The sequence below is a fragment of the Paracoccus albus genome (assembly GCF_027913035.1).
Classification (GTDB): domain Bacteria; phylum Pseudomonadota; class Alphaproteobacteria; order Rhodobacterales; family Rhodobacteraceae; genus Paracoccus; species Paracoccus albus.
The window spans coordinates 753,103-770,200 of the sequence record NZ_CP115775.1 but is presented as its reverse complement, the minus strand read 5'-3'; the positions used below and the strand labels follow the sequence as shown (position 1 = coordinate 770,200).

The 17,098-nt window shown below is 59.3% G+C and carries 17 protein-coding genes; 5 read left to right on the top strand and 12 right to left on the bottom strand.

The genetic code is table 11. From position 1 onward, the window contains the following. Nucleotides 1–82 precede the first annotated feature (82 nt). Nucleotides 83–655: a hypothetical protein gene (locus PAF20_RS03855; RefSeq protein ID WP_271072423.1), complete on the top strand. Its 573-nt coding sequence runs from the start codon at nt 83–85 to the stop codon at nt 653–655. On the opposite strand, the gene PAF20_RS03850 is transcribed toward PAF20_RS03855, so the two are convergent. The 5 genes from PAF20_RS03850 to PAF20_RS03835 all read right to left on the bottom strand — a co-directional run bounded on the left by PAF20_RS03850 (nt 652) and on the right by PAF20_RS03835 (nt 5,191). Next, nucleotides 652–2,685 carry a hybrid sensor histidine kinase/response regulator gene (locus PAF20_RS03850; RefSeq protein WP_271072422.1) on the bottom strand — a complete coding sequence of 678 codons (2,034 nt, stop codon included), beginning with the start codon at nt 2,683–2,685 and terminating at the stop codon, nt 652–654. The two genes, PAF20_RS03855 and PAF20_RS03850, sit on opposite strands and share 4 nt — an antisense overlap. A gap of 66 nt (nt 2,686–2,751) precedes the next feature. Then, complete coding sequence (locus PAF20_RS03845; protein ID WP_271073251.1) at nt 2,752–3,912, bottom strand: RsmB/NOP family class I SAM-dependent RNA methyltransferase; 1,161 nt, start codon at nt 3,910–3,912, stop codon at nt 2,752–2,754. Between the two features lie 258 nt (nt 3,913–4,170). Continuing rightward, nucleotides 4,171–4,407: a 3-oxoacyl-[acyl-carrier-protein] synthase III C-terminal domain-containing protein gene (locus PAF20_RS03840; protein WP_271072421.1), complete on the bottom strand. Its 237-nt coding sequence runs from the start codon at nt 4,405–4,407 to the stop codon at nt 4,171–4,173. Further along, the gene (locus PAF20_RS18820; protein ID WP_353620607.1) at nt 4,407–4,733 is read right to left on the bottom strand and encodes a hypothetical protein; all 327 of its coding nucleotides are present in this window, start codon (nt 4,731–4,733) and stop codon (nt 4,407–4,409) included. The genes PAF20_RS03840 and PAF20_RS18820 overlap by 1 nt, the downstream gene beginning before the upstream one ends. Nucleotides 4,734–4,891: 158 nt before the next feature. Next, entirely contained in the window at nt 4,892–5,191 is a 300-nt protein-coding gene (locus tag PAF20_RS03835) for a beta-ketoacyl-[acyl-carrier-protein] synthase family protein (RefSeq protein WP_271072420.1), read from the bottom strand. 201 nt (nt 5,192–5,392) lie between these two features. Between PAF20_RS03835 and PAF20_RS03830 the strand changes: the two genes are divergently transcribed. Together PAF20_RS03830 and PAF20_RS03825 are read left to right on the top strand one after the other, a co-directional pair. Then, nucleotides 5,393–5,938: a TetR/AcrR family transcriptional regulator gene (locus PAF20_RS03830; protein ID WP_271072419.1), complete on the top strand. Its 546-nt coding sequence runs from the start codon at nt 5,393–5,395 to the stop codon at nt 5,936–5,938. Between the two features lie 326 nt (nt 5,939–6,264). After that, nucleotides 6,265–7,011 carry a sulfotransferase gene (locus PAF20_RS03825; protein ID WP_271072418.1) on the top strand — a complete coding sequence of 249 codons (747 nt, stop codon included), beginning with the start codon at nt 6,265–6,267 and terminating at the stop codon, nt 7,009–7,011. Here the strand turns inward: PAF20_RS03825 and PAF20_RS03820 are convergent. Both PAF20_RS03820 and PAF20_RS03815 read right to left on the bottom strand, forming a co-directional pair. Then, nucleotides 7,008–10,127, bottom strand: a complete 3,120-nt coding sequence (locus tag PAF20_RS03820) for an efflux RND transporter permease subunit (RefSeq protein ID WP_271072417.1) — start codon at nt 10,125–10,127, stop codon at nt 7,008–7,010. The two genes, PAF20_RS03825 and PAF20_RS03820, sit on opposite strands and share 4 nt — an antisense overlap. Next, nucleotides 10,127–11,317, bottom strand: a complete 1,191-nt coding sequence (locus tag PAF20_RS03815) for an efflux RND transporter periplasmic adaptor subunit (RefSeq protein WP_271072416.1) — start codon at nt 11,315–11,317, stop codon at nt 10,127–10,129. The genes PAF20_RS03820 and PAF20_RS03815 overlap by 1 nt, the downstream gene beginning before the upstream one ends. A gap of 420 nt (nt 11,318–11,737) precedes the next feature. Here PAF20_RS03815 and PAF20_RS03810 point away from each other — a divergent pair, with 420 nt between their 5' ends. After that, nucleotides 11,738–12,961 (top strand): glutathionylspermidine synthase family protein, encoded by a 1,224-nt coding sequence (locus tag PAF20_RS03810; RefSeq protein ID WP_271072415.1) that lies wholly within the window; start codon nt 11,738–11,740, stop codon nt 12,959–12,961. 2 nt (nt 12,962–12,963) lie between these two features. Next, nucleotides 12,964–13,581 (top strand): DUF1190 domain-containing protein, encoded by a 618-nt coding sequence (locus PAF20_RS03805; RefSeq protein ID WP_271072414.1) that lies wholly within the window; start codon nt 12,964–12,966, stop codon nt 13,579–13,581. A 159-nt stretch (nt 13,582–13,740) separates the two neighbouring features. Here PAF20_RS03805 and PAF20_RS03800 read toward each other — a convergent pair whose 3' ends face one another. The 5 genes from PAF20_RS03800 to ndk form a co-directional block, all read right to left on the bottom strand. Beyond that, complete coding sequence (locus PAF20_RS03800; RefSeq protein ID WP_101498706.1) at nt 13,741–13,974, bottom strand: acyl carrier protein; 234 nt, start codon at nt 13,972–13,974, stop codon at nt 13,741–13,743. A gap of 159 nt (nt 13,975–14,133) precedes the next feature. Continuing rightward, on the bottom strand, nt 14,134–14,871 hold the full coding sequence (gene fabG, locus PAF20_RS03795) for a 3-oxoacyl-[acyl-carrier-protein] reductase (RefSeq protein WP_271072413.1): 738 nt from the start codon (nt 14,869–14,871) through the stop codon (nt 14,134–14,136). Next, complete coding sequence (locus PAF20_RS03790) at nt 14,864–15,574, bottom strand: aspartate/glutamate racemase family protein (protein WP_271072412.1); 711 nt, start codon at nt 15,572–15,574, stop codon at nt 14,864–14,866. The genes fabG and PAF20_RS03790 overlap by 8 nt, the downstream gene beginning before the upstream one ends. Next, entirely contained in the window at nt 15,574–16,503 is a 930-nt protein-coding gene (gene fabD / locus PAF20_RS03785; RefSeq protein ID WP_271072411.1) for an ACP S-malonyltransferase, read from the bottom strand. The genes PAF20_RS03790 and fabD overlap by 1 nt, the downstream gene beginning before the upstream one ends. A 112-nt stretch (nt 16,504–16,615) precedes the next feature. Further along, on the bottom strand, nt 16,616–17,038 hold the full coding sequence (gene ndk / locus PAF20_RS03780; protein WP_271072410.1) for a nucleoside-diphosphate kinase: 423 nt from the start codon (nt 17,036–17,038) through the stop codon (nt 16,616–16,618). Between the last annotated feature and the right edge of the window lie 60 nt (nt 17,039–17,098).

Genomic DNA, 17,098 nt, shown 5'->3' with positions numbered 1-17,098 from the left:
CGCTAGCAGGAATCGCTTAACCAATGGTTTACAGCGGCGAGTGCACGGCTTAACTGCCCCGACGCTCCAAAGAGGTGACGCATTGCTTATTTTCTGGGAACAACGGCTGGTCTTTCTGGCAACTCCGAAGGCAGGTTCGACCGCAATCGAGGTTGCACTGGAGCCCTTGGCCAGCCTTGCCGTACAACGCCCACCGGAACTGAAACACGTCGATGCCCAACGGTTTCGCAGGCATATCCAGCCTTGGCTGCGTGAAACCGTTGAGGAGGAGTTCACTACTGTCGCTCTGATGCGCGAACCGGTGGAGTGGCTAAGGAGCTGGTATCGTTTCGAGTTGCGGGATGCCGATCAGCCGGCGGAAAAGGGTTTCGAGGATTTCGCACGCCGCTATATCGCAGCGCCGGAATCTGTCACACAGGGGATCGCCACGCAGAGCGCGTTTCTGGGCGGCGCAAAGCCAATGATTGATCGTATCTTCCGCTATGAGGAGATCGAAAAATTCACGCATTTCCTGGATGAAACTCTCGGTTGCGAAATTGTTCTGCCCCGTGTGAATGTCCCGCCAGAGGCGGATGTCAGCCTTCCCCCGGAAATTGAGCAGGACCTGCGGCAGGCGCTGCGGCTGGACGTCGAACTTTACGCCTGCGTCGGCTAGGCTTTGCCTTCAAGCCTTTCGCCTACGCTGGTGATCAGATCGGTCAGGGAAAATGGCTTTTGCAGGAATGTCGCGTTGCTGATCGGGTTCCTGCCATCATCGAACACATCTTCGGTATAGCCGGACATGAATATGACCGGAGTTTCCGGGCGATCTTTCAGCGCGGCGCGCACCCATGCAACACCGTCCATGCCGGGCATCACCACGTCCGACACGAAAAGGTCGATCTGCTTCTGATCATCTGCCAGCAGCGACAAAGCCTCCTCCCCCGATGAAGCCTCGGTGACCCGATAACCACGCATTTTCAACGCTCGGCTTGCAAATGCACGAACGGGTGCCTCATCCTCGACAAGCAGGACATGCTGTTCGGCTTTGGCCTCAAGATTCACCGTTTGCGATACGGCATCATCACAGGATGGCGTCGGCACATCGCCAATATGCGCAGGAAGGTAAACGGTGAAAGTTGTTCCCTGAAGAGGTTGGCTTTCACATAAGATGTATCCGCCGCTCTGCTTAACGATCCCATACGCCGTCGACAGACCAAGGCCGGTACCCTCACCAATCCGCTTGGTGGTGAAAAAAGGCTCAAAAATCTTTGAAATGACATCCGGTTCGATCCCTTTGCCCTGATCTGCGACTGAGATCTTAACGTAGTTGCCTGGCGGAACCGTAAAACGATCATGATGCTCTGGTATATCCACCTGAAAGTTAGACGTGGTGATTTCGATACGCCCCCCGGCAGGCATCGCGTCACGCGCATTTACGACAAGATTTACAATAACTTGTTCAAATTTTCCGCGATCTGCGCGAACGATGTCCAGATTCGGATCGTGCGACTGTCCGAGCACAATTTTTTCACCCACCAACCGGTTAAGCAGGTGAGAGAGGTCCGAGAGCGTTTCGCGAAGGTCCAGATATTGCGGCTTCAATGTCTGCTTGCGTGAGAAAGCCAGCAGATGGCCGACAAGATAGGCGGCGCGGTTCGCATTCTGGCGAATCTGATCCAAGTCGGCGAAATCAGGGTCTCCCTTATCGTGCCTAAGCATCAGCAAATCGCAATGACCGCCGATTGCGGTCAGCAGATTGTTGAAATCATGCGCTATACCACCCGCAAGCTGCCCGACCGCCTGCATTTTCTGGCTTTGCACGAACTGTGCCTCCAACGTTTTCATCGCCTTTGCATCTGACAAAACCGCGATTAGGCCCCCACATTCTTCATCCATCGGATAAAGCGAGACCTGTATGAAGCGATCCTGTCCCGCGCTTTGGGCACGCAGAACCTCCGGCGTCGCCAGAGCGCGGGATTGTGCAACCTCCGCCAACCAATCCGCAAATGGCCTGCCGAGGCCGTCAAAAAGCTCTGAGATATGTGTCCCTGCGACATCTCCCTTGCAGTAGGCAGAGGCGGCGCGATTTGCCTTTTGCACCGTGCCATCATCGCTGAGGCGCAGAATGGCAAAGGGCAATCGGTCATAGTCAAAGAGATCGGCAGCCATGGTGTCTTTACTGTCGTGAAGTAGAAAGGTCAGATGCGCCAGATGCTGGCCCGCACGTTCAGCCCTCATTATGCCGCCGGACGGAAGCGAGAGATCTATCCTGTCGTGGCGAAGCGCACGGAAGACCATGCGCGCTGCCTCCTTTTCTGCGTCCGCAACCTGCCCCGAGAGCAGTTGCGAAAGCGGTCGTCCGATGAAGTCGCCCCACTGTTCTAGGGCCAGCGGCGATTGCGCCATGACAATCTCATCAGAATCAACCGCCCATTCCGCATCGCTCGTCGCAGCAATTGCCGGCCGCAGGTCAGCAAGCTGATCCAATCGGATAAAGCCACGGCGCAAGCGGACAAGGAGCAGCCCGCCACCGACGAAGTACGAGCCGAGCAAGGCCATGGCGCCTATGACTAAAAAGATCGATCCGACAGTTATCCCTGTCCCCGCGGCATGCAGGATGATCTCGACAGCGATCACTGGCAGAACCAGAAACGCGGCGCTCAGACCACGATGATCTGACCAACGTTTTAACAGCTTCGTCATCTCGATTCCCCGCGCCGCTTAACGAAACGGTAGGAATCAGTTCTTAAGAAACAATTAATATTCTTATCAATTGCGCTGCATCAGCGACAGGAAGAAGCCATCCGATCCGCGCGGATTCAGCCATCTTTCACGGGCGATCTCAGAGAAGTCCGGATGATGCAGCAAGAAATTATCAGCCTGCTTTTCGTTCTCTCGCTCAAGAACGGAGCAGGTCATGTAGGCCAAATGTCCGCCCGAACGAACCAGTGGCGCGGTTTCACGCAAAATCTGCGCCTGTGTCTCAATCATGGCCTCCAGATCATCGGATTTCAGCCGCCATTTTGCATCCGGTGTGCGACGCCATGTTCCAGTTCCTGAACACGGCACATCCGCGACGACCATATCATATTTCTTGTCAATTGGTGAGGTCGGCGCAATTTTAATCTCTACGCCCGCGCGACTTGCACGGGCTGGCAGGTCCTTCATGCGATCCGGCGCAATGTCATGCGCCGTCACCTCAATATCCACCCGGGCCGCCAGTGCCAGCGACTTGCCACCACCACCCGCGCAATAGTCCAACACCCGTATTCCTGTGCTCAGCGGCAGCATTTCGCAGGCCAGCTGCGGCGAAAGATCCTGCAGTTCTACCCAGCCTTCCATATATGCCTGCGAACCCGACACCCGCCGCTCGCCCTCGATCACACGAAGGGCAGTCGCAGACTGAGGCGCCTTCTCTGTTTCGATGCCTTGGTGGGCAAGCTGGTCGCGGATCGTCGCAGGGTCGGCTTTGTGCGGATTCACCCGCAGCCATATCGGCGCGCGCGAACGCATCTGATGCGCTGCCGACAACGCATCTTCCTTTAGCGACGCCTGCCATTGGGGCCACAGCCATTCGGGAAGATCGTGCATATTTGTGGCTTCCGCCGCCGGGACGCCGCCCGTGACTTCATCCGCGCTAAGCGTTTCTGGCGCATATCCCTCGCCAGTGAAGATGGTCGCCGGATCTGTCCCATTCGCACGCAGCAAACCGATCATTAACCCACGCCCGTGCAGGCCGCCACCAAGCGCGGCAAGACTGTCGCGACGGCGAAGCGCCTCGAATACCAGGTCACGGATAGCCGCGCGGTCGCCTGAACCGGCAAAACGGCTTTTGCGCGACCACGAAAGAAGCGCCTGCTCTGCCGGTTGGCCCGACAGCACATCGTTCAAAATTCCGATTGCGGCGTTTATGCGTGCAGCAGGTGTCATGGATGGCCCGTTTTCAGCCCGTCGTTCGGGCGTAATCATTTAACTGTCCACCGGGAAAAGGACAATGTCACCTCCGGTAAACGCAGCCGGAAGCTTGATCGCTCGCAAAAGCGCGCTAGGGTTGAGACTCAATCGGCCGACCGAATGATGGTTGCTGCGATTGCGATGGCGGCGGCGAAGTTTCTTACGAACTTGTCCCATAATGCTTCCTTCCATTACAGCGAACGGATCGCACCATCAAATCGTGGGATCAAACACCTAGGGCCACGGTCGCGAAATCAGCAGAGTTCCGGCGGGCAGACGATCCGAGGCCGTGGCGTGATGCAGCGCGGTCGGGATTGAAGTGGCGATTTGGTTGCCATGATCCGAAAAAATATCGACGACCTGCACCTTGCCGAAGCCGATCAGGGCACGCGCATGGTCCAATGCTTGCGCACTTGCCTGATGCGGGATGACCGCGCCGATCTCATCGCGCGACACCCCGGCAGAAGCCATCAATCTCGCAAGAAATCTGGGCAACCTGCGGGCCGCGACGCGAAAGGCTGCCTGACCGTCCATATGAAACAGTGCATCTTGCGGGGCGATGCCCCCGCTACAAGGGGATTGACCCTCGTTCCACCCGCCGCGAGCACAAAGGCATCACGACCCTCGGACCAGGTTTCCATGCGCAGCGCCAGAAGTCCGGGTTCTTTTCCTGACCCTGCCCGTTCATCGGCCCTGCCAAGGACCACCGCAGCGGCGCCGTCACCGAATATCGCCGCCGCCTCTTGCCGCGTCCAGTCAAGGCCGACAGACGCTATGTCCGCCGATACGATCAGCACATGCCTAGCCTAACCCGCTGCGATCTTCAGCGATGCGTGATCCATCGCCGTTACAAATGACAGGGAGGTTGCGCCGATGACATAGGCCGGTATGCCTGTCTCGGTCAGGCCAAGCCGGTGATGAACCAATGTCGCGGTTGCAGGAATAGGCTGCTCTCCTACGCCGCAGGCAGCCAAACAAGATCGACCTGATCCGCTGCGACTCCCGCCGCATCAAGCGCCTGTTGCGCTGCTTCCGCGGCCATGAATGAACTTGTCTCAGACCCCTCGGCCACACCGCGCGCGTGGATGCGATAGCGCGATTCCGTATGGCCGTCCTGCCAGCCGAGCCTCCGGTCAATGCCTTTCGAGGTCACGATCCGCTCTGGACGATAGCAGCCTGTCCCCTCTATCCGGACAGCAACGACGGGGCGGGATGGCCTGCTGATTTTCCTGTGCAGTTCTGATGAAAGATACATGGCAAGCTTTCCTGAACACTGTTCAAGTGTTGAAACTTGACCATTCCGTACTAAAAGGTCACGTTTAAATCCGAACTAAGTTCATCAGACTTTCAGGCAAATATACCCCAGCAAATGACAGTCAATAACCCGGCTTCTTCCGGAAACAAATTTCCGCGCCCTCGACGCTCTCGGAAAGAACTTCGCCAGCAAACGCTCGACATGGCGCGTGAGATCATCCTTGACGAAGGCCCCGAGGCGCTGACGGCGCGAAGGCTTGCAAAAGCCGTCGGATACACCCCCGGCACGATCTATAACCTTTTCGAGAGCCTGCCCGATGTACTGTGGCAAGTGAACAGAACCAATTTCGCCAGAATCGCCGATCTTTTTAATAACTTATCGGGAGATACTCCCCGCGAACGGCTTCGTGCGCTTGCTTCGAACTACCTGGATCTGGTCGAGGCGGAGCCGATGCTGTTCCGCGCCCTGTTTGACGGTCCGCGCCGTTCTGAAAATTTCCCTGAATGGTATCTGGAAGCCATCAATGAACTTCTCGACATGATTGCACAGGAATTGATCGCCACCGCGCCAAGGCTGCCGCCACCCAATGCACGTCAGGAAGCGGCCGCCATGTTCGCAGCCATTCAGGGCCTTGCCGAGCTTCGTGCCTCGCACCGGCTTGATTTACTGACCACCGCCAGTGCAAAGCAACTTGCCGATGTGCTGGTGCTGCGCGTTCTGCGCGATCTGGAAAATCAGCAGGGTTGAGCAGCGGCATTTCTCAGATTCTGACGCCGTGCGAAGATGCCAGGGGCATGTCTGGTGTGCTGCTTCTCGGCTCTGCCCGTTGCGGATCGACCTTGGTGTCCAATATGTTGCGCGCACATCCAGACGTGCTCAGCATTTCAGAGTGCTTCGCGATGATTGGCCCACGGGCGTTTCGGCCCGCAAATTGCGATGTTCCGACCTTCTGGCGGGCCCTGTCTCAGCCGCTTGCAGGAATGTCACGGATCGGAAACCCGGATACCGCACCTGATGAGTTCCTCTAACACCTGACAAAACACCCGCGCCACGACCCTTGGAACTGCCCGCCATTGCTTGCCATCACCCTTCCGCATCTGGAAGATCACCCGGACGCCGCCTTCGATGATCTGCGCCCCATGATTGACGCCCGTGCTTATGGAACGCTGGCTGATCACTATCTTTTCCTGTTCAGGACGCTCGCCGCGCGCAGATCACAGCAGCCAACGGTCTGGGCAGAGCGATCCGGTGGCTCTCTTACAGCAGCCGGGATCCTGTTACGGAGGTTTACGAAGGCGAAGCTCATTGTCCTGCTGCGCTCGGGTGCGGAAACCGCTCTGTCGTTGCGCGACTACGCGCCGGGACGAATGGCTATCTGGTTATGGAAATATGGCTTTGGGCTGATTGATCCTATCTCTCCGACGCGGCACCTTGGGCGTGGAGTTATATGGCCCGTCCTTTCGCGGATGGATCGCGCCCTGCCGCTGAACCGGATACTGAACCGACAGCCGTCACTGAGGGACTGCGGCAGTTTCTGGTCGGCGCTGATGCAACGCGGCGAAGCGGCGCTCCGCAACCACCCTATCACAACGCTGCGCCACGCCGATCTGATGTCCGACCCGGTCGAGACGACGCGACACCTTGGCAATGCCGTCGCAGGGTCGGCGCCAGCCTCCTGGGTCGGTCAGGCCAGCAAACTGCCACAACGCAGGCGGTCGCGCCTTCTGACGCTGTCGCCGCAAGACCTAGACTGCCTTCTTGAAGCCTGCGCCTCCGGCGAGGCAGCCGCCGAACGGCTGTATCGGCGTGGCAAATCTTAACCTGCGGGTTGCGGTTCGGCCTTTGCCTTGCGCCTGCCGAAGATGCGCCTGACGACCAGGAACAGCACCGGGATCAGGAAGATACCGAACACCGTGGCCGCAATCATACCACCCATGACGCCAGAGCCGATGGCATTCTGTGCCCCGGCACCCGCCCCCGTCGCGCGCGCAAGCGGCAGCACACCAAGGATAAAGGCCAGAGAGGTCATGATGATCGGACGCAGACGTTGACGAGAGGCAGACAGCGTCGCATCCAGCACGGACATGCCCTTGCTTTGCTGCTCAACCGCAAATTCCACGATGAGGATCGCGTTCTTCGCTGCCAGACCGATTGTCGCAAGCAGTCCGACCTTGAAGTAGACGTCGTTTGACTGCCCCAACAGCAGCGCACCGGCAAGCGCACCCATCAGGCCGACCGGCACCGCCAGCATGACCGCCAGCGGGATAGACCAGCTTTCATACAGCGCGGCAAGCGAGAGAAACACGACAAGCGCCGAAATCGCGTACAGGAACACCTCTTGCGAACCAGAAAGACGTTCCTGATAGGAAATGCCGCTCCACGCGATGCCATAGCCGCCATCCAGATCCGCCGCAAGCGCTTCGACCGCGTCCATCGCATCACCAGAGCTGACGCCTTCCGCGGGCGACCCCGACAGCGACAAGGCCGCCGTACCACCGTAGCGATCAAGGGAAACAGGCACATCCTCCCAGCTTGTGCTTGTAAAGGCGCCGAACGGTACCATTTCGTTGTCCGCATTGCGCGCGTGCCAGTCCTCGATATCGCCGGGCTGCATCCGGTAGGGTGCATCGCCCTGCACGATGACGGGCTTCAGTTCCGCGCCATATTCGAAGTCATTCACCTCGGTCCCGGAATAGATCGTCGACAGCATTCCGTTGACATCCGTCAGGGTCAGCCCAAATCGCTCTGCCCGCTCTCGGTCGATATTTATGCGCAGCGCTGTTTTCTGCTGATCCTCCGCACCGCGCAGATTGGTCAGTTGCGTGCCCTGCTGACCCGCTGCGACCAGTTGCTGGGCAGCGTTGACAAGTGCGTCGTGACCATTCCCGCCCTGATCGACAAGGTAGGCGCTGAAACCATCGGTATTGCCCATGCCCATGATCGCCGGCGGCTGCATGAAGAAAATCTGCCCGCGCCGGTCGGCCGCGAAAGCCATCGTGGCGCGCATGGCAATTTCAGAGGCGGATTGTCCGTCCAGCGACAGCCGCTCCTCATAGTCGCGCAGTTTCACGAAGATCATCGCGGAATTCTGTGAACTGCCGCCGAAACCGAACCCGAGCGAGCCGAACACCGCCTCGACACCGTCGGATTCGTCGTTGAGCAGATAATCCTCGACATCGGACATGACGGCGTCAGTCTGCGCGGTGGTCGCGCCTGATGGCAGGTTGATCATCGTCATCAAAACGCCCTGATCCTCCTCCGGCAGGAAAGAGGCAGGCAGGCGCTGATACATGAAAACCGCAAGTGCCACGACCACGGCGAGCGCCACGACCCCGGCAAGGGGTACACGCAAAATCCCGCCGAGAATTCGAACATAGCCATTCTGGCTGCGGTCGAAGCCACGATTGAACCAGCGGGCCGGCGCAATCGGTTCTTTTGCCTTCCGACGCAGCATGGACGCGCAAAGCGCAGGGGTAAGCGTCAAAGCGAAAACAGTCGACAGCACCATCGCCGAAATGATGGTGATAGAGAACTGCCGGTAGATGACGCCCGTCGCGCCACCGAAAAATGCCATTGGCAGGAAAACCGCGCAAAGCACCGCGGTGGTCCCGATCAATGCACCCGTGATCTGGCCCATGCTCTCTTCGGTGGCGGTCATGGCGTCAACGCCATCCTCTTCCATGATCCGTTCGACATTCTCGACGACAATGATCGCGTCATCGACCAGAAGGCCGATGGCCAGAACCATCGCGAACATGGTCATCGTGTTGATCGAATATCCTGCGATAGCCAGTATGCCGAAGGTGCCCATCAGCACGACGGGCACAGCCAGCGTCGGGATCAGGGTCGCACGCCAGCTTTGCAGGAAGACCAGCATGACGATGAACACCAGGATGATCGCTTCGGCCAGCGTGTGATAGACCTTTTCGATGGACAGCTCGACAAAGGGTGCCGTGTCATATGGGATCTGGATTGAGACCCCTTCCGGCAATGAACCGGCCAGATCGTCCAGCACCGCACGGACGGCTTCGGCAGTATCCACCGCATTGGCCCCTGTCGCCAGGTTCACCCCGAAGCCGGCCGCCGGTTTGCCATTGAACCGCGCCTCTCCGCCATAGCTTTCCTGTCCGATCTCAATCCGGGCAACATCGCCAAGCCGGACAATCGCGCCGCTGGCTTCGGTCTTCAGCATGATGGCGCGGAATTCATCGACGGAGGTCAACTGGCTTTGTGCCGTGACGTCTGCGGTGAATTGCTGCGCCTCGATAACAGGTTGTTCGCCGATAGAGCCAACCGAGACATTGGTGTTCTGCGCCTGAACCGCAGCGGTGACGTCCGACGGAGTCAGCGCAAACTGGTGCAGCTTCTGCGGGTCCAGCCAGATGCGCATCGCATAGCCGGAACCGAAGCTGCTGACGCCACCCACGCCCTCTGTCCGCTCGACCGAGTCCTGAATCGTGTTGGACATGATGTCTGCAAGCGCGGCTGTATTGCGGCTGCCGTCGTCGCTGACAAGCGCACCTATCATCAGGATAGAAGAGGTTGAGCGTGAAACCGTCACACCCCGCTGCTGGACGGCCGATGGCAACTGCCCCGTTATGCCCGAAACCTTGTTTTGCACGCGGATCTGGGCCTGCTCGCCATCCTCGTCCTGCTCGAACACAACCGAAACGGATGAGCTGCCACGTGACGACGACGAGGTCATGTAGACCATCCCGTCCAGACCCGTCAGCGATTCTTCGATGACAGAGGTAACGCTGTTCTGAACGGCCTCGGCAGAGGCGCCGGTATAGCTTGCGCTGATCCGGACCGTCGGCGGTGCGACCTCTGGATACTGTGACACCGGCAGCGTGTTCATCCCAAGCGCGCCAAGCAAAATCGTGACGATGGCAATGACCCAGGCAAAGACGGGTCTGCGGATAAAGAAACGGGACATTACTGCCCCGCCTCGGCCGATGCGGGATCGGATGCACCGGCTTCGCTGCCGGTCTCTTCAGACACGGCTTCGCCCTGCTCTCCGGCATCGCTGACAACGCCACCGGTTCCCACAGTCGAAGCAACCGCGGTCACCCCCATCCCATCTCGCAGATTGTCGCGATTGTCGACGATCAGCTGGTCGCCGTCCGCCAACCCTTCCGGCACGATCCACGCTGAATCGGTGGAGCCGGTCGGTTGCACGGCCCGTTCCACGGCCTTGCCATCCTCGACCAGATAGACCGACAGCGTGCCATCGGCCTGTGGCGAAGCCGCGACCTGCGGGATAAGCATTGCCTGATGCTCACCGATGGTCAGGCGCGCCGACACGAACATGCCCGGCAGGATCAGACGACGTGGGTTCGCGATCTGAACTCTGACGTTGAACGTTCCGGTGCTGGTCGACACCTGATCACCGACAGAGATCACCTCACCCGATCCGCCGACCGTCTGACCATTCTCAAGGATCAGCGCCACGCCGAGCGAGTCGCCCGGCTGCACGGTCCCGGCCTCGAACATCGAACGCAGGCGAAGCATCCTCGCGCTCGTATCGGCAAGGTCGGCATAGATAGGGTCCAGCCGTGTTACCGTGGCAAGTTCATCGGACTGCCCGCTTGTGACGAGGTCGCCGACCGAAACTTCTGAAACCGATGCCTGCCCCTCGATCGGGCTCGTGATCGTCGTATTGTTCAGGTCGAACTGGGCCGTCCGAAGGCTGGCCTGCGCAACCGCAACGGCGGCTTCGGCCTGCAAAAGCGCTGAACGCGCCGATTCCGCCTCTGCTTCGGAAACACCACGGCCTGCAAGCGCCTCGTAGCGATCAGCGTTTGACTGCGCCTCGTCACGGGCTGCCTCTGCGCTTTGCAGGTTTGCCTCTGCCGAAGCAAGCGCGGCCTCATAGCTGGTTGGATCAATCTGGAACATCTCATCGCCCGGCGCCATTTGCTGATCGGGACTGTAACGGATTTCCTGAACGATACCCTGCACCAGTGGCCGGATCTGCGCGCTTTCACTCGCGACAGCGACGCCAGAAAGATTGAGTGTGACGGGCACATCTTCTGCGCTGAGCGTGATCGTTCCCACTTCCAGCGTCTGCGCCACCGCGCCGGGTGCTGGCTGTGCTGCGGCTTGTGTGGTCGGAATGACCGCCATCGCAAAGGTTGAAAGCAAACAAATACTGGCGGCGCGGATCATATAAGCAACTCCATAAGTTCTCTCAAAAAAATGACCGAAAGGTCCGACCGATCTGATGTGGCCAAATCTGATAAATGTGGCTCTCAAATCCAGAGCCGCTTAACTTTGAATATCCTAACCAATATTGCCCAACGGCTTGCCGCCGCGCTCAGGTTCGCGTGTAATCGCCCCTTTTCAATAATACGGAGGAAAGACATATGCTGACGACAGCAGCAATGAAATTCTGCATGACCGTTCCCGACACGACATAAAACGAACTGTCTCTTTCATGCCTCGGATCTACCGTCGATTCCAGAGCAGGTTGGGACAATTAACAGGCATTGCTTGCAAGATCGGCGGCAAAGCGCCATTTGAAGGGCGCAGTCATACGGACCGATCATGAAGAAAATCGACCTGCCCGAACGACCCGGCTGGCGCGACCGCGCCCAAGAGCTGGGCTTTACCTTCGCCGATATGGGAGGGGAGCCGTATTGGGAAGAAACCTCTGCCTATCACTTCACGCTGGAGGAGGTTGAAAACGATATAGAAGATCCCTGTACCGCGCTGCACGAAATGGTCCGCGAGGCCGTGGTCACAGCCCTTGCCAGCGACGAATGGTTGCAGCGCATGGCGGTTCCCGAAGCGCATTGGGATTTCGTCGCCGACAGCTGGAAAGCGGCCGAGCCTGAACTTTATGGCCGCATGGATCTGGCTTACGATGGTACCGGCGCGGCGAAACTGCTGGAATACAATGCGGATACGCCGACGTCACTTTACGAATCTGCATCCTTTCAGTGGCTCTGGCTGGAAGAACAGCAGCGCCTTGGCGTGTTGTCGCCCGGCACGGATCAATTCAATGCCATCCACGAGGCGCTTGTCGCCCGCATTGCTGAGATCGCAGAGCCGGGCACGGACATCCATTTTGCGGCGGATAAGTCCAATCCAGAAGATTATGCCACGGTGGAGGCGCTCGGCTGGGCTGCGCGCGAAGCCGGTATGGGTGCGCATTTTACAGATCTGGCCGGAATTGGGCTTACAAAGGAAGGTCAGTTTGCCGATGACGAAGACAGGGTGATCGGCACGCTTTTCAAGCTTTACCCGTGGGAAGATATGCTGCGCGACGATTTCGCACAGCATCTTGCCTCTTCCGGGACACGGTTTATCGAACCCGCCTGGAAAGCCGTCGTGTCGAACAAAGCGATCCTGCCGCTTCTCTGGCAGATGTTCCCCGGCCATCCGAACCTTCTGCCAGCCTTTTTCGAGGCCGATGTCGCGGGCGCAATGCGTGGCGAAGCGCCCCCTTCCGGCATCGCCCGTGCGTTTGAGGGTGCGGCGGACATGTTGCGCGCCGGCCATGTCACAAAGCCGATCTTTTCGCGCGAAGGTGCGGGGGTGGTCATCCACCAATCCGGACGCGAGGTTGAGCGGGCACCCGATGACAGCTATGACCATCATGCCCGCATCGTTCAGGCCCTTGCTCCGCTGCCGGAGTTTGGTGGGTTTTACCCCGTCATCGGGGCCTGGATTGTCGGCGAAACCTGTGTCGGTATGGGCATCCGAGAGGACGCCTCTCGCATCACGCATAATCTTTCGCGCTTCAAGCCGCATTACATCGAGGGCTGAATATGACCGCTTCTGCCAAAAAGCCGATCCGCAAACGTTCCCGCCATGTCGCATTGTTTTTGGCCGGAACGGCAGTGATGACACTGGCTGCCTGCGAGGAAGAAAAAACCGACGCCGCCGCCTTCCCTGATCTGGAAAGCTGCGTGGCAGAGGCACGGAACGGATCGTTGTTCTTCACCGAACAGGATTGCCAGACCCAGTTCGCAGCGGCGCAGGAAACCCATCTGGAGACCGCGCCGCGATACGAATCGAAAGAGCTTTGCGAGCAGGAACACGGTGCCGGCAGTTGCGAAACCGATCCCGCCGCGCAAAACCAGTCCGGCGGCGGCTCTATCTTCATGCCGATGCTGATGGGCTACATGATCGGCTCTATGCTGGGCGGCGGGCGCGGGGTCATGTCGCAACCGATGGTGCGCACCGCACAGGGCGGCTTCGCGACACCTGATGGCAAGCAGACATTCGCCAACAATCGCGGCACAGGCAGGGTCGCTGGCTCGACCTTCACCAAGGCACCCTCGACCGTCGGCAAAGCACCGATGACAGCGGCACAGGTCAGCCAACGAGGCGGCTTCGGCGCGTCCTCCACCTCCCGCACCGGATCGCGCAGCTACGGCGGTTGAGCCAGACCAGCGTTGGCATCACAACCGATCTCCGCCTAGCATGCCAGACGTCATCGAACCTTGCAGGTAATAACCGCGCTCACCTGATGGGACAGACAACTGCCTGAACAAAAAAACGGCGCCCGAAGGCGCCGCTTTTCTTAAAACTTCAGCAACGGATCAGACCGCGCCTTTGATGAAGTTCACGGCATCGCCGAAGGTCTGAATGGTTTCGGCGGCGTCGTCAGGAATTTCGATCCCGAACTCTTCTTCGAAGGCCATGACCAGCTCGACCGTGTCGAGGCTGTCTGCACCCAGATCGTCAATGAAAGACGCGGTTTCAACGACCTTGTCCTCATCCACGCCGAGATGCTCGACAACGATTTTTTTCACGCGATCAGCGATATCGCTCATGTCTTATCCTCATGTTCGCGGGCACGTGCCCTAGGTTTGCGGCCATGCCGCGATGCCGGGGTAACCCCCGTGCCTCACAACGGGATATAGCAGTCGAACCCGCCCATGCAACCGCTTTCGCGGCGTTTTCGGCGTGGAAATGCCTGCCACCGTTAACCATTACAGCATCGCCATGCCGCCATTGACGTGCAAAGTCGCGCCAGTGACGTATCCCGATTCGGGGCTGGAAAGGTAAAGCACCGCTGCACCGATATCGTTCGGACTGCCCATCGCGCCTGCGGGTATCTGCGTCAGGATCTTGCCTTTCTGATCGTCGTTCAGCTTTTCCGTCATTGCCGTGGCGATAAAGCCCGGCGCGATGCAATTGACGGTTATGCCACGGCTTGCCACCTCATACGCCAGCGATTTGGACATGCCGACCAGCCCGGCCTTGGCAGCGGCATAGTTGCCCTGTCCCGGATTGCCAGTCGCACCGACGACAGAGGTGATATTGACGATGCGTCCCCACCGCGCCTTCATCATTCCGCGCAGTACGCCACGGCACAGCCGGAAGCTTGACGTCAGGTTCACGTCGATCACCTGGGCCCATTCTTCGTCGGACATGCGCATGAATAGGTTGTCGCGGGTGATTCCGGCATTGTTTACCAGAATATCCACCCCGCCCATCGCCTCGACCGCGGCTTTCGGCAGCGCTTCGACCGCATCCGGATCGCCCAGATTCGCGGTGACGACATGGGCGCGTTCTCCCAGCTTTCCCGCCAGTTCGTTCAGCGGCCCCTCGCGCGTGCCCGACAGTGCAACCGTCGCCCCGGCTGTGTGCAGCGCCTCTGCCACCGCGCCGCCGATGCCGCCCGAAGCACCGGTTATAAGCGCACGTTTCCCTGTCAGATCAAACATATACCTCTCCTGTCTCGAAAGATGCGGCCTCGATCGCCGCCCGGCAGTGAATTTCGACGGTGTCGAAGACTGGTGCAGGCACATTACCCGCATTCAGCAGCAATCCGACCTCTGTGCAGCCAAGGATCACGCAATCCGCCCCCTCTGCCACCAGCTTCGCTGCCGCCTTTTCATAGAACCGACGGCTTTCGTCGCGGACCTCGTCGCGGACCAGTTCGTCGAAAATGATCCGGTGAATTTCTTGCCGTGTATCTGCATCTGGCAGCACGGGCGAAAGGCCCGCAGCCTCCAGCCGGTCGCGGTAAAAACGCCGGTCCATCGTATAGGCCGTAGCGATCAGCCCCGGACGGCGCAGCCCCGCGGCAGAGATCGCGGCAGCCGTCGCATCGGCGATATGGATCAGCGGCAGATCGACCGCAGCGGCAACCTGATCGGCGACCAGATGCATAGTATTCGCCGCGATCAGCAGCAGACCCGCACCGGCAGCCTCCAACCCGCGCGCGGCATCCGCCAGAAGCGCACCCGCACCTTCCCAATCATCATCCTTCTGCATCTGGGCAATCGGTGCAAAGTCCACCGAATGCAGCAATATCCGCGCCGAATGAAGCCCGCCCATTCTTTCCGCCGCCATCCGGTTCAGCGTAGCATAGTAGTGCGCGGTAGATACCCAGGACATGCCACCGAGAATTCCGATAGGCCGCATCAGGCGTCCTTGACGGCGGCGATATCGGCAGGCGTGCCAATCGCGCGTGTTTCGGCTTCTTTGGTGATGCGTTTGATCATACCTGACAACGCCTTTCCGGCACCGATTTCCCAGAATTCGGTGACGCCGGCACCGCTGAGAAATTCAATCGACTCGCGCCAGCGGACCGATCCGGTGACCTGTTCAACCAGCAGAATACGGATCGCGCCCGGCTCAATCACCGGCTCGGCACGGACATTGGCGACAAGCGGAACGGCGGGCGGCTGGATTTCGACAGCGGCAAGTGCGTCGGACATCGCGGCAGCGGCGGGTTGCATCAGGACCGAATGGAACGGTGCCGAGACCGGCAGCATCAGCGCGCGCTTCGCACCGCGTTCCTTGGCCAGGGCCGCCGCACGCTCTACTGCGTCCTTGTGCCCGGAAATCACGACCTGGGCGGGATCGTTGTCATTGGCGGCCTGGCAAACATCTTCGCCTGCGGCCTCCCGTGCGATTTCGTCAACGGCGGCGAAATCCAACCCGAGGATCGCGGCCATCGCGCCAACGCCCACCGGCACCGCATCCTGCATGGCCTGACCCCGCAGACGCAGCAGCCGCGCGGTATCGGCAAGGCTGAACGCCCCGGCAGCACATAGCGCAGAATATTCCCCAAGCGAGTGACCCGCCACATAATCGGCGGCGGAAATATTGATCCCTTCACTTTCAAGCGCGCGGAACGCAGCCATCGATGTCGCCATCAACGCAGGCTGTGCATTGCGCGTCAGAGTCAGCTCCTCGGCCTCGCCTTCCCAGATCAATTTCGAGAGGTTTTCGCCAAGCGCCTCATCTACCTCGCGAAAAACATCCATCGCGACAGGGTAAGCTTCGGCCAGCTCACGTCCCATGCCAATGGTCTGGGCGCCCTGGCCCGGAAAAACGAATGCACGCATGTTCTTGTCACCTTTCGGGTTTTTACCGTCCTAACCCGACGAAAGGAACACGGCAATGTCAAAGGGCGCGGACCGACCGGCCCGCGCCCCCCACAAGACCTGCGCTGCAGGATCAGCCGACCAGTTCGAGGCCGGAGAAGAAGAAGGCGATTTCGCGTGCAGCGGATTCCGGGCTGTCGGAGCCGTGGACCGAATTTTCGCCCTTGGAAACAGCGAATTCCTTGCGGATGGTGCCGTCGGCAGCCTCTGCCGGATCGGTGGCGCCCATGACTTCACGGTTCTTAGCGATGGCGTTGTCACCGGCCAGCACCTGAACCACGACCGGCTCTGACGACATGAACTCGCAGAGTTCAGCGTAGAAAGGACGTTCGCTGTGTTCGGCGTAAAAAGCGCCAGCCTGTGAAGGCGAAAGATGGATGCGCTTGGAGGCGACGACGCGAAGGCCGGCATCTTCGAATTTCGAGATGATCTTGCCGGTCAGGTTGCGCTTGGTGGCGTCGGGTTTGATGATCGAGAGGGTCAGCTCGGTAGCCATTGGATACTCCGTGAAGGTTGGCGCGGCGTGTATCCGCGCGGAAAATCTGCGCGGCTCGTA